The 12,287-nt window shown below is 44.7% G+C and carries 13 protein-coding genes; all 13 read right to left on the bottom strand.

All coding sequences use genetic code 11. The annotated features are described in order from the left end of the window. Positions 1–420 precede the first annotated feature (420 nt). A complete protein-coding gene (locus tag HRU79_10745) occupies positions 421–966 on the bottom strand; it encodes a hypothetical protein (GenBank protein ID QOJ27095.1) in 546 nt (181 codons plus the stop codon). Between the two features lie 511 nt (positions 967–1,477). Further along, positions 1,478–1,918 carry a hypothetical protein gene (locus HRU79_10740; GenBank protein ID QOJ27321.1) on the bottom strand — a complete coding sequence of 147 codons (441 nt, stop codon included), beginning with the start codon at positions 1,916–1,918 and terminating at the stop codon, positions 1,478–1,480. Positions 1,919–1,936: 18 nt separating this feature from the next. After that, positions 1,937–2,470, bottom strand: a complete 534-nt coding sequence (locus tag HRU79_10735) for a hypothetical protein (protein ID QOJ27094.1) — start codon at positions 2,468–2,470, stop codon at positions 1,937–1,939. A 294-nt stretch (positions 2,471–2,764) separates the two neighbouring features. Beyond that, positions 2,765–4,162, bottom strand: a complete 1,398-nt coding sequence (locus HRU79_10730) for a hypothetical protein (GenBank protein QOJ27093.1) — start codon at positions 4,160–4,162, stop codon at positions 2,765–2,767. A gap of 965 nt (positions 4,163–5,127) precedes the next feature. Beyond that, on the bottom strand, positions 5,128–5,439 hold the full coding sequence (locus HRU79_10725; protein ID QOJ27092.1) for a hypothetical protein: 312 nt from the start codon (positions 5,437–5,439) through the stop codon (positions 5,128–5,130). Between the two features lie 319 nt (positions 5,440–5,758). Then, positions 5,759–6,526 (bottom strand): dienelactone hydrolase family protein, encoded by a 768-nt coding sequence (locus HRU79_10720; GenBank protein QOJ27091.1) that lies wholly within the window; start codon positions 6,524–6,526, stop codon positions 5,759–5,761. Further along, positions 6,514–8,118: a dehydrogenase gene (locus HRU79_10715; GenBank protein QOJ27090.1), complete on the bottom strand. Its 1,605-nt coding sequence runs from the start codon at positions 8,116–8,118 to the stop codon at positions 6,514–6,516. Before HRU79_10715 ends, HRU79_10720 begins: the two co-directional genes overlap by 13 nt. Positions 8,119–8,390: 272 nt before the next feature. After that, positions 8,391–8,555, bottom strand: coding sequence for a hypothetical protein (locus tag HRU79_10710; protein ID QOJ27089.1), 165 nt, complete (start codon positions 8,553–8,555; stop codon positions 8,391–8,393). 428 nt (positions 8,556–8,983) lie between these two features. Further along, positions 8,984–9,409 carry a hypothetical protein gene (locus HRU79_10705; protein QOJ27088.1) on the bottom strand — a complete coding sequence of 142 codons (426 nt, stop codon included), beginning with the start codon at positions 9,407–9,409 and terminating at the stop codon, positions 8,984–8,986. 540 nt (positions 9,410–9,949) lie between these two features. Next, positions 9,950–10,312: a hypothetical protein gene (locus tag HRU79_10700; GenBank protein QOJ27087.1), complete on the bottom strand. Its 363-nt coding sequence runs from the start codon at positions 10,310–10,312 to the stop codon at positions 9,950–9,952. 235 nt (positions 10,313–10,547) lie between these two features. Then, positions 10,548–10,748 (bottom strand): hypothetical protein, encoded by a 201-nt coding sequence (locus tag HRU79_10695; protein ID QOJ27086.1) that lies wholly within the window; start codon positions 10,746–10,748, stop codon positions 10,548–10,550. A gap of 160 nt (positions 10,749–10,908) precedes the next feature. After that, positions 10,909–11,814, bottom strand: a complete 906-nt coding sequence (locus HRU79_10690) for an IS3 family transposase (protein ID QOJ27085.1) — start codon at positions 11,812–11,814, stop codon at positions 10,909–10,911. After that, positions 11,811–12,107, bottom strand: a complete 297-nt coding sequence (locus HRU79_10685; GenBank protein QOJ27084.1) for a transposase — start codon at positions 12,105–12,107, stop codon at positions 11,811–11,813. The genes HRU79_10690 and HRU79_10685 overlap by 4 nt, the downstream gene beginning before the upstream one ends. Positions 12,108–12,287 lie beyond the last annotated feature (180 nt).

The raw sequence follows: 12,287 nt of genomic DNA, 5'->3' as shown, positions 1-12,287 counted from the left end.
TCAGTTGTTGGGTTAGAGGTGCATGGCCTCATTCGACACATAAGCGAACTCTTGAACAGGCGTATTGAGCAGACTAATTTCCCTTTTCTGCTATGGGGTTGTTTGGCCGAGTTTTCTGTGTTTGCACTCATAGAGCACTGCATGTAGTCGTGCAGATGCTGGTTAGCTTCTTTGAAGCTGCTAAACTAACATTGTCCAAGTTGTACTTGCGACAGGTTGCCAAATATCCCTCCCGCTCCGCTTCCTGCAGAAGGCTTAGCGGGTCTTCCGGTGTAAATGTTTGCTTTGTTTTTGCCATGGTTCCCTATTTTCCCTGATACAATTCGGTTTTGTGATTGCTGTTCAGGCTTTTAGGAGGCTAATACAGTGTCTAAGGGGATTCAAGTACTTTTTTGAAGAATTCTTATTAGCTAAGTTGGTCTAATTTTCATATAATTCCTTTTTAATTGTAATAATAAACCCATTCCCATACCCCCACGGCCTCTTCCTGTCTTCAATTAAATTACCAATTCTATTGTTTGCGCCCATAAGTGCCACGCTGCCATGAGGATTTATGACAATCCAACCAATTTTTTCAAATGGTTTGAATTCAGCTAAAGTCTCATTATGCAAAATTGCTGCAACTTGTAACACCATATCTTCAGGATAGTATTGTGGTAATTCAACATTTAATACCTCACCGAGAAGTAAGGCTAATTTAGGTTTTGTTGGCTCAATTAACTGTGCTTCTAATATTGTTAGGACTTTGTTGAGATCATCATTTATTCCTCTTACAATATCTGTTATTAGTTCAACGAAATTTTGTTGCTCAACATCATCTATAATATTGGCAATGGCGCTGAATGGACTACCCAATGTTGGCAGTGCAGAGAATATTTTCATAATAAACCTGATAGCTTGTGTGCCACCCGGATCATTGTACACTCGAGTTAATCTTCTAACTAATTCATCTCTTTCGTTTTCCATAAAGTGGTCTAACCCCCTATTGTTAGTAATCGGACTCGCATTTGTTAGTTGATTGTGTACCAACCCCCATTAGTTTACACAGATTTATTGTCAAAAATATGTAGTACATGCCAGATAATCTCTTCATTGTTTGAGCAGCGGCCGGTAACAGCATCAGTTGTTGGGCTGGTGATGCCTGGGGGCTTCCGGCTCATAAGCGAACTCCGGAACGGGTGTAGTTAGCAGACCAGTCTCTCAGTTCTATTTTGGAGTTTTTCGGCCTAGTTTTCTGTGTTTGCGCTCACAGATCCCCACTGATTTCAAACTGCTCAATAGGTTTTAAAACTGTTTGTTGTATCCAAGCCCCCTACTCCCTTCTCCTCCCCACACTCGTTCCATGGCGTCGCGTTGTGATTGATCGGTGAGCATACAGCCCAAAAACCTACACCACACACGCCATTATTCCCACAATTAACCGAACTTCTGCACACGTGATATACTATCCGGACACAAATTGCTGGGCTCCATACCACTACGTCTTTCGTTTACTATCTGTGGCTAACTTCACCGCATAACTTTCGCGCAAACGGGTTACTTTGCTATGAATGTAAGCACTCATCTCCGGCAGCTCCACAATCGGCGGGTGAGCTTCGGTTATATGATACGATCTGGCACCGATCGTACTCTGTTTCCTCTGCCCGAAGGTGATGGTAAATTCCAGATGTTTGTAAGGCTCGTAAACATAATGAAGGAGGCTTGAGGTTTCGTGCATCATATCCAATAGCATTACATTATTTTCATTTATGATACTGTTGTCGTGTCCGCGGTAAAATGTAAACTCTTCTGTACCTGTCCAGCCCATGCAGGCGAGAATGACGTGGTGAAGGTCAATGAGATCGTTCGTGACGGGAATGAGTATTGTGCGCCAGAATGTCCGATAATGATCAGTCTCTGTAATCCGTACTTCGACCAGGTTACGGGGTCTCCGCGCCTAGTCGGCATCCAAACCAGGTTCTGCAGCCAGCCGCGACCGTGGTGTCTGATAGTCATCAACTCGTTCCTGTTTTGCCGGGCCGTCCTTGTACAATTCATCAGTCATCTCCATGTTGATGCGCGGCAGCGACCTTGCGTCGCGTATGCGCCAGGTAACGTACAGCATTACACGATCCAGGCGCGAAACCATCGACCTGTTTTGGGTGGGCAGATAACGCACTGATTCAACTGCAGAAAGCAGCTTTGCAATCCGGTTACTATCTATTTGCATATCACCCAGCAGAGGCTCAATTGCAGCGCGCATCGTCTCTGCGGGATTCAGCTTGAATTCCTTTACATGGATAACCACCGTCAGAAACGTCGGATCATTCACCAGCACCACCACATGCTGCTTCTCAACGATTGCGTATGTTGCATACCATGCAGCAAGAAGACCATCCTCCCGGATCAAGCCATCTTCAAGCGCCTTGGTCTCCCACTTCTTAGCCCTCTCAAGAAGTTTCTTTGTCGCATAAATCAGCGTTTTCAGCAACACTCCAAGTTTGAATGGGTTTAAACTACGGTGGCACGAACCTAAAGTGGGCACGCACTGCAGGACACACCTAGCTGAGCCCCCTGCCTATCTCTGGGATGTTGGTAGTAATTGGGCTCTTTCACTATCAAATCCCGGTTATGATTAGGGTGAGTGTTGGATTCTCTTCCTACAGATTTTTTTGGTCTTCTTGATTGTGGGTTCGTATCATTCGTGCGAGATTTCCTAAACACAGCCCTTGTAAACATATTTTATGGATTCTGTCAAGCTGTGTAAGGGGCTAAAGGCTGCTGACTAATGAACCAAGAGCAATCTCGAGTGATAACATCCCGATGAACACTGCAGCAGCTCGACAACCGCACCGTTTCCCGGGCTTTGTAGTGACCGTCCCAAAACGTCATACCATCCAATATGCTGTAGGGCTTCATGATTGCCTGGCTTACTCGAATCCACGCTTGTTATGCGATCCTCATCAATCCGTGCAATAAATGAAGCCTGATCTGCTCCCTGGCCCAATACATACAATTTATTCTGATCTTTGTATAGCGAGCTTAGACGAGATGGTCTTTGGTCCTGCATGCTAAGAAATTGCTTGATTTTTAAAGCAGAATCGAATTCACAAATAAAACCGCGTGATGATGACTCAATCAATTCATTGGCCGCAGGGTCATAATCGAGAATTTTTCCAACTGCAGTCACGCCCCCGTCATTGGAGATCATCGCTCCATACACAGTTGGGTAAGTATATTTTGGTAGAAACTCAACCACTGATTCAAGTTCATCCGAGCCGACGTTGTACCTCCAAATCTGTAACCCCCACCTCGGTTCAACTCTACTTGTAGCTTGAGCAATGATTACAACGCTCCCATCGGTTTCATCCGCCCCAACAAATTGGACGTCATAAATAAACTCGTCTGCATCGCTCAAAACCATTGCCTTAAGTTCATCTTCCGAGTAAATCCCTCGTACCATGATTCGATACCGGTAGTTCATGCCGCTTTCTACTTCCCTCCACAACACTACAACGGTGGTATCCATAAATAGAATAGTTGACCCCATTAGCCTATCATCATCGTTCGTTACCTGCATCTTCCACTCACTGTGCCAGCCAGTAACGGTGTCCATGACGTATGCAAACAATGTATCAACTGTTAGAGTATTAACCGGCGTTGTGAAAGCAATGAGGCTACCCTTGACATCTATACTCCCAATTCTTAGATGGGCTGGTTTAGGCAGTTGCAATAACGAAGAATCACTTGTTCTTCCGTTTTTAAAGGTATATCTGTACAAATCGCTGGCATGCTCAAGATCTGCTACAAGGCACTCTCCAACGCCCTCGCCAGTCATTCGGACTCCCGCAATCGCGGCAAATCTGATTTTCGAATCTTGTGGCGCCCATGACCAGTTTGTTGTATATGACGACTCATCGATTCCACACAAACTCATATTAAAGTAATCGATCATCAGCACAATTTCACGTCCCACTTTTGTTTGGAAGGTTGAATGCTTGTTTGGGGGAATTGAGTCCAGCACTCTCATTATTGTTGGTTCTACCCGCACCGACTCATCTATAGCCGCTCGTACAGCAGCCATCTGAAACAACAGCAAAACCAGGATGGTTACTGCACGTGCCGGGGGCTTCGTGGCACAGCACCTAATACAGCGCCTAATATTAACAACGTGAAAGCTCATAATTCTGATGAGTATTTATGAATCTGTACTTATTATTCTTGAGGGCACATTGGTTGACATGTTGTTGAGAGAACGATTCCGGATTGAGGCGGACTGATTAATGAACCATGATCGCATTGGAGTGGTAGTACCGGGCCAGAATGAGTAAGAACTCGTGTTTGAACTGTATTTGTTTCGGTGTCGAAGCAATGTTCAAGAGTTGTTGTGCAACAGAAATGGGTGCAAAATGCCAGTTTGAAGAATGGGTCGAGAAGAATGACTGGTTGGGTGGAGGTGTAAGAACTCTGTACAAGTTTGACACAAGATCCTTGTACAAACTCCTGAGTTACAAAGGTTGCAGGGCACGGATACATGCTTGGGGGCTTACCCGGACGGTTTACAAAATAATACTCACTAACAACAGGTATTAGGCTGTTGAACATTCCAAGAATAAAATCTTGATTCACCGGGCCTGGATATCCTGATGGATACATCTCTGATTTTAAACCTGCGCAACCTGGGTCATTGATATCAATCGGAGCCCAGCCAGTTATGCTGAGCCGATGAATTACTTCCCATCCCACCACGCAGAACCACGCTCTATAAGTAACCAGTAACTGGCAATTCGGGTAATTCGGATGAGTCAGAATAACCTGTCCAGGCCCTACATTGCCAGGTAGCTCCTCACCTAGCTCTTCCATGCACTCCGGTGCCCCGATGCAAAACCAATTCTCCTGGCTTGCTACAAATTGAGCACAGAGTGGAAAAATCAGCACTAAAAAAATGCAACTCTTCATTCGACATCTCCTAGAACAATCTATGGTGCACATCGATACACAGACAATATAGGAAAAAAAAATAATAAAACAACTATTGGTCTAATTCTTTTTTTTTACATGCGTTCGTCAACTATTTGGGATTGAAAAATCCGTTGTCTGCTTTGCCAAAACTATATTACGGGGTAACAGTACACTGTTATTGGTTTGCTAGTCAGAGAGTACTGCAGAAAGCAATTTCCTAATCTGGATACTATCACTTTCGATGTCAGCATGCAGGGGCTCTAGTACAGCTCGCATCGTCGCTACCGGGTTTCTCTTGAAGTCCTTCACAGGAATAACCACCGTCAGAAACATCGGGTCATTCACCATCACCACTACATGCTGCTTCTCAACGATGGCGTAGGTTGCATACCTTGCAGCAAGCAGACCATCCTCGTGGGCCTGGCCTTCAACAAGTACCGTGGTATCCCACTTCCTTGCCCTTTCCAGCAATTTTTTTGTCGCATAAATCAGCGCCATCAACAACACTCCATGTTTGAATGGGTTCAAACTACGGTGGCACGAATCTAAAGTGGCCACGCACTGTGAAGTACGCGTCTGGCAAAGCCCCCTGCCTATCTCTCGGATGCCAGTAGTACTGGGGCTTTATCAATATCGCCTTCTGGTAATGATTAAGGTGAGCGTTGGATTTCAGCTTTATAGTCTCAGCAGGTCTTCATGGGTATACGTTTGCTTCATTCGTACCATGTTACCCAGCTTTGATGGTAGGCAGCGGTTTTTGATTTCTGGCCAGGCGACTAAGGGGCTAATACATAACTCACTCATCCGCATGGGGAGTTCAATTTTTATAAGCCACGTATAAGCTGCTTTTGTTGATATCAACATCTCTGTTAACTATTCTGTCTTCGTCTTTTAGAGAGTGTTTAAACAACCATTCATACGTTGCCGGTAGATAGAACAAACGGGCCAGGATAGAGTGATTTACACCCTTCCATCTTTCATAAATCAATCGGTTTGTTTCTCCACATGATTTCATTGCCTCAACCACGCGGTCAGATTGCTCAATTCCAACTGCTCTATCGGCTGTTCCATGAATAATCCATAGAGGAACTTCATTTAAGCCACAAAAATCTTTTAATGTCCCACCACCACAGAATGCCATTGCAGCAGCGACTTTCTCAGGATAAGTTCCAACGAAGTTAATCGTCCCATATCCTCCCATGCTCATTCCTAAAACGTACACCCGATTGGTATCAACATCATAATTTTCGATGGTCCAATTCATAATATTTAGAATACGTTCAGGATTCCATCCGTTATTGGTTTGTGGACTCAGAACATAGGCATCAATTTGTCGCCCCATCTCAATTGCATTGATAGTTCCGTATTTCTTTACTTGATATAAATTGTTGCCAAATAAACTTTTTCCATGAAGGAAAATGATTAATGGTTTCTTCTCCGGTTCATCTGCCAAAGTATCATCCTTTGGTTCATATAACCAGAAGTTATATCCATTTTCAACTGTGTTCCTAAAGGCGGTTAGTTTGGCTTGAGCCTTTACCACAAACGGTAAAACAAATAACGCTAAAACAACTAGTTTTTGCATTCTATACGTAACTTAAAAATACCTGTACCTCGCGAACCAATGATAACTTTATTGTCTATGATGATTGGCGAAGCTTCAAAATTAAGGCCTATTTTTCGGTTTATCAAAATTTCGCCTGTTTTTCCGTCAAACACATAGGCACGACCCTGAGTGTCACCGGTGAAAATAAACATTTCGCCTCTTTCATTGTACAGTGCCACAGGTGACGACCAAGCGTACCATTTTAAGGGGATACGGTAAATTACTTGCCCTGTTGATTTACTTATTGCCACAAAATCTCCAGTGCCGAATGGTCTGTTCGTCACAATATTTGTAAAAATCATCTCACTACAATTTCCTCCTCCGAGTAAAGGGGTAGAATACATCCCGCCATCGAATGATTTCTCTCCAAGTACACTCTTAGTGCAGGCGAATTCTTGCTTCCAGATGAGCTCACCAGTAAGTGCATTCAGTTTAATGAATCGGGAATATCCCGGCGAAGGCATTTTGTCTACTTCGCAGCCGCTGTATAGATAGGCATTTCCTTCCTCGTCTTCTTCGAGCAATATTGTACCATCAGTATCATCCTGGTTTTGATATAACCAAACAGGTTGCATATTGTTCAAATTAAAGCAAAGAATATTTCCATGATTGTCTGCCGTGTAGCCATAATTTCTATAGACAACCGTAGAAGATTCAATGCCCGGAGCACTCTGAGCGCCAACTTTATACTGGAGTTTTGAATGAAGTTTCAAACCAACAGTATCCCGGGAGAATTTATAAATCGTTCCATTTTCACCTGCCCAAAATACAAATTTACCAGTAGCTATCGGAGATGAATCAAAGGCATTCCAACCTCTCCAAATATCCGGTTCCCTCTGTAAATGTTGAATAACTCTATTTTGAAACACATTAATTACAACAGGATTGAAAGGTGTTGTTCGAGGAATTCCCTGGCCTACATAAAGATTTCCATTCATCGTTGGGTCCAACATGGCTGTTCCTTTAACCGGGTTATTGACAAGTACTTTCATTCGCTTTTGTTTCCCTGTCTCATAATCCAGGAAATAGACATATCCACAAAGTGAAGAAATAATAATTTCCTTACCTTTAAAAGTAGAATCGGGTTGGCGTTTCAACCGACGTTTTACTTCCGGGTCATCCCAGTTGATATAGAGTGGCTGGCCAGTCCATCCGTTCCCTCCTCCCCAAACGCCTGACTTCGTTTGTACGGTGTCATAATCAGTTTTAAATGACCAATCAACTTTAATTTCCGAAGGCCGCCCTTTAATCGCTCCAGTGAAATGAGGAATGCGATTAGGCATTCCACGGAAGGTTAGAATTCCATCAATTCCTTCGTATAAATTGTCATAGGAATGAATGGTACCATCCATAGTACTATCAGTGATTGTGATTTTAAACATCATCATTTTGACAGATTGGAACACAGTATCGGGTAATGGCTGATCATGTTTGGGTCCATGTGCTTCAGAGATTGTGTCATTCTCATTGTGTACCGAATGTGTATTGATCTCTTGTTGTTGTAGATTACAAGAAAGAATACATCCGACAAAGCAGATACAAAGAACTAACTTCGATAGTATATTTTCCATCGTGCATTGTGCGGTCCAACCTTCTCTTATTCATAGTCGGACTCGCAATTATTAGTTGATTGAAAAGATTGTTTCTTATGTTGTTAAAGACGTAGTGCGCGGTAACTGTACACCGTTATTGGTTTAACATTCTGCGAATACTGCAGAAAGCAACTCCCATTTTGGTTACTATCTATTTCTATGTCAGCCAGCAGAGGTTCAATTGCAGCGTGCATCGTCCCCGCCGGGTTCCGTCTGAAGTCCTTTACCGGGATAATAACCGTCAGAAACGTCTAATTATTCACCAACACCACTACATGCTGCGTCTCAACAATGGCATAGGTATCATACCATGAAGCAAGAAGACCGCCCTCGCGAGCCACGCCATCTGCAAGTACCGTGGTATCCCACTTGCCGGCTCTCTCAAGCAGTTTCCTGGTCGCATAAATCAGTGCCATGGAAAACATCCCAGGCTTGAAATGGCTCATACCAGCATAGCAAAAACAGAAGGTGTACGCATTGCTTTACGTCCAGCCACCTCCCATAGCAATCAATTGCGTGGCGGTAGTATAGCGTGTGTGGAATAGTTAACGAAGTCATTGTGGGCTTTTAGACAAGGATCCCCTCACTCCTACACACCACACTTTGAACACCATCGCAGCGAATATGTTTGAACTCCATTGCCATTGTTAACGTAATCACTCTACCTAAATAATAACCGGGTATAAATACTACGTTTATACTCACCGGACTGGATACTGTCTCCAAGAATTTCTTTACGCTGTGTCGCCAAGCCTTCCATTTTCTTTATATTTAGGAAGTGTGATATCTCGGCTGATACTTCAAGTGCAATAACAGCTTTGTTTAAGTGCGGTTCAAACGCTCATTACCCTTGTGGCTGCTCCTGCTGATTCCCCTTTAATACAAAGGCTACGACTGGAATCGCGATTCCGGCTGCAATTACAAGGTACAGCCCAATACCTGCTGAAATACTGGAGTTCACCGCTGCCGTAAACAGATTATCTCCGCCACCCGAAAATCTGGACGAAATGTTTATGAAATCATACAGTCCTATAATGGCTGCAAGAATTCCCGGTGCTATAACTCCGTACATCAGCCCACCGGTTACTGGTGCTGACTTGTCCTTTAGTAAACCAATCACTAACGCAGCAATAAACAGAATCAGAGTAAACCATCCATCTCCGTTGGTTCCGGTTACCGACCCTAAAAACGCAATATTCACCCATGGCAAGAATGTGGCGACTATTCCGAGTGCTGCCGCAATAACGATTGCTAACCGTTGTTTGTGCATGATAAACCTCCCTGAAATATGTCCTACTCGTTTGGCTTTTCGGTTTGGCCCCGTTTTTTTATGTGGTATCCGGACTCCATCGTTGCTTCGTTGATTCAATATCGCGACTGATACGTAAATATTCAGTCATACTCACCGAAACAAATTTCGCAATTATGTGTACTTTTTAGAGATGTGATTTTAGTAGTAAATCTATCATTTGATGTACGCATTCACCCCTAACCGTGTACGATAGCTTATCTCGGATGACCAAATGATAATTCATTAGTTAGTAATTTCGTTTTTATTCCCCTACCTAATAGATTATACCAATATATTGTCAAAGATTTGTAATAGGTTTCGGTTATTCTCTTCTTTATTCGAGCAGCGGTCAGTTTATGAAGCGGTCTCGGCGTTAGTGCTTCCGATCAACTGTTCCGGTGCTTGGATTCTGTCGGACCGAGCATAACGGCTTTTTGGTTACAGACCATGCCCGCTCTGTACAGGACGGATTACGCACAGCCTGCTACTGGTTCCCTCCCCAGCCCCCTACCTCTCCCTCTACCTCTCATCCAAATACCTTTTATACGCAACCGTAAAGAAGATTCCTGATATCATGGCTGCTGTAACCAAATACACTGCCATGCCTGCTCCAAGCTTGAGATATTTGCTCTCATCGGGATACAATGCGTCAGCAAACGCGGTGAGTGATATAGTGCCAAGGATGAATCCGATTATATAGAATGTGACTTTACGGCGACGGGTAATTTTGTACAGTATGTATTCTTCGGGCGTAAATGTTTCCTTGGGTGGAATTACTCTCTCTCCTCGAATACGTTGGATTTTCTGATATGCTGTAAGCTGCGCGCAAAGTATCTTATTGATTCTTGACCTATAATGGAATCGGTATGCTACCAGCAGCATTATAATCTGATTTATGATTTAATACACGATTTTCCCCGTTGAGTCTTTCTCTGTAGATATGATTGCCGGGCTACATTCCATGCGTCGAATGTACGCCTGTGCGAACATACACGAAAGACAACGTTACATTGATGATAAAGGGGGCTTAGGTTTCGCAGCCTATGTTAGTGGCAGCCCCGGTCCGGTAGTTCTGAAACGCAAACTCTCCTCACTAGCTTCCCAGGGTGAGGAGTCATTATCTCAGCGGCGCCCATGTTTCATGCTTGTTGCACCCGGCTGTTGCCTGACGCTGCTGGTTCTTCCATGGACCATCGGGCGAAAGACATTTGCCGCGGTCGGATGCGTTGAAGTAAACGGTTTTAACCTTAAAATCACGCGGACCCGCCCAGTGGGTGCATGTTGCGCAAATGCGCTGTCCTTTGGTTGCTTGGTACATCGTGTGCTCCTCGTTCCTACTCTCCAAAACTACAGTTCTGTACGTGTGGGTGTGAGGGTGATTAAAGTGGTATTATTTCTCGGAAGCAGGTGCAGTATCGGTATTCTGTCGAGTTTGTAACCTGGCTCTTTGAACCCGGCCTAATTCGAGGTACGAAAGTTTAAGTACAACATACTGATCGATTGCGTTGATACCAATCGGCTTCGAATTGCACGGGCGAGAGTCCACCGATTGACGTGTGTCTGCGGCGTTGGTTGTAGAACAGATGTGTCCATCGATAGATGGCACCTGCGGCATGTTCGACGTTACGAAATGGGAAGTGATGCATCAACTCGGTCTTCATCGTGGCCCAAAACGATTCCATCGGAGCATTGTCATAGCAGTCGCCTGATGAGCCCATGCTACTAACGAGGCCGTACTTCTTGAGCTCATCTTTGAATGCATATGAGTTGTACTGCCCTCCTTGGTCGGAGTGGAAGATGATGGGCACCTCTAATGTCCTGTGCTTCAGCCGACGCGCGATCACGGCTTGATGGAATGCTTTGAACAACGCTCCAACATGCAAATCATGCGAAACGTGGATACCAAGAATGCGGTGCGATGCTTGATCCTTGATCGCCACGGCGTAGATCTTTGGACCGATCGCCGGAAGCTCAGAATAGTCGCTCAGCCACAGTTCGTCCAGTTCAGTCCTGTGGAACGCGCGCTGCACGAGATCCGATGAGGGGTGATACGTCTCCGATGAATTCGTCGTTGCCATGCATTTCCATGTGTTCTTGCATTGAACAGGCATACCGTTTTGCTTCATGAGCCGACGAACCCGAGTCTTTCCGACACGTCTCCCGCCTTTCCTGATATCATGAGCGATCCACTCGGCACCATAGCTCCTCTCCGTTGCCTGATAGATCTCATTGATCTGAGCAAGCAGTTCGCGATCTTCTTGCTTGCGCTTCCCCTCAACACCCTTGCGCCACTGATAGTAGCCATCACGGGAAGCTTGCAAGACTCGACACATCACGTCTAACGGCCATTTCGAGCGATGACGCTCAATGAAGTCGTATCTCATCTCGGCCGTTGAGAGAAGATACCGATGGCATTTTTTAGGATGTCGCGCTCCTGAGTCACCACCTTCAATTCACGACGCAGTCGGGCGTTTTCCTCGGCGCTCGCTTCCAAAGCATCTGGCTGTGATGATTTGCTCTTCTTATCTGCCTGTATCCAAGCATACAGCGTTTTAGCATCGATGCCAAGGTCACGGGCGATACTGGACTTCTGACGCTCGGGATGGTCCCTTACTAGACGCAGCGCTTCAGCTCTAAACTGAGCCTCTATTGGCTGCCGTGTACGTTTACCTGCCATTGCGGTTCTCCTTTCTTGAATTGAAAAATTCAGTTTATCTTTCTGTACCTCAATTCAGGCCGGGTTCACTGATGTTGTCAAGTGATATTCGAACTGACTAGCCAGAATGTCATTTCAAGCGCTGACAGCATTCATTATAGTCGAATACATTTTCACCTGTACTTCTGCTGTCTAACCCGA

This window comes from Ignavibacteria bacterium (genome assembly GCA_015709655.1).
Taxonomy (GTDB): Bacteria; Bacteroidota; Ignavibacteria; order Kapaibacteriales; family Kapaibacteriaceae; genus OLB6.
This window is presented reverse-complemented; position numbering and strand designations above follow the sequence as displayed.

Bases quoted from the DNA above. Each gene is read 5' to 3' on its own strand.
- HRU79_10695 (QOJ27086.1), bottom strand. From the start codon at position 10,748: ATGTACCAAGCAACCAAAGGACAGCGCATTTGCGCAACATGCACCCAC.
- HRU79_10725 (QOJ27092.1), bottom strand. From the start codon at position 5,439: ATGGCGCTGATTTATGCGACAAAAAAATTGCTGGAAAGGGCAAGGAAG.
- HRU79_10730 (QOJ27093.1), bottom strand. From the start codon at position 4,162: ATGAGCTTTCACGTTGTTAATATTAGGCGCTGTATTAGGTGCTGTGCC.
- HRU79_10690 (QOJ27085.1), bottom strand. From the start codon at position 11,814: ATGAGATACGACTTCATTGAGCGTCATCGCTCGAAATGGCCGTTAGAC.
- HRU79_10715 (QOJ27090.1), bottom strand. From the start codon at position 8,118: ATGGAAAATATACTATCGAAGTTAGTTCTTTGTATCTGCTTTGTCGGA.
- HRU79_10710 (QOJ27089.1), bottom strand. From the start codon at position 8,555: ATGGCACTGATTTATGCGACCAGGAAACTGCTTGAGAGAGCCGGCAAG.
- HRU79_10745 (QOJ27095.1), bottom strand. From the start codon at position 966: ATGGAAAACGAAAGAGATGAATTAGTTAGAAGATTAACTCGAGTGTAC.
- HRU79_10705 (QOJ27088.1), bottom strand. From the start codon at position 9,409: ATGCACAAACAACGGTTAGCAATCGTTATTGCGGCAGCACTCGGAATA.
- HRU79_10685 (QOJ27084.1), bottom strand. From the start codon at position 12,107: ATGGCAGGTAAACGTACACGGCAGCCAATAGAGGCTCAGTTTAGAGCT.
- HRU79_10720 (QOJ27091.1), bottom strand. From the start codon at position 6,526: ATGCAAAAACTAGTTGTTTTAGCGTTATTTGTTTTACCGTTTGTGGTA.
- HRU79_10700 (QOJ27087.1), bottom strand. From the start codon at position 10,312: ATGCTGCTGGTAGCATACCGATTCCATTATAGGTCAAGAATCAATAAG.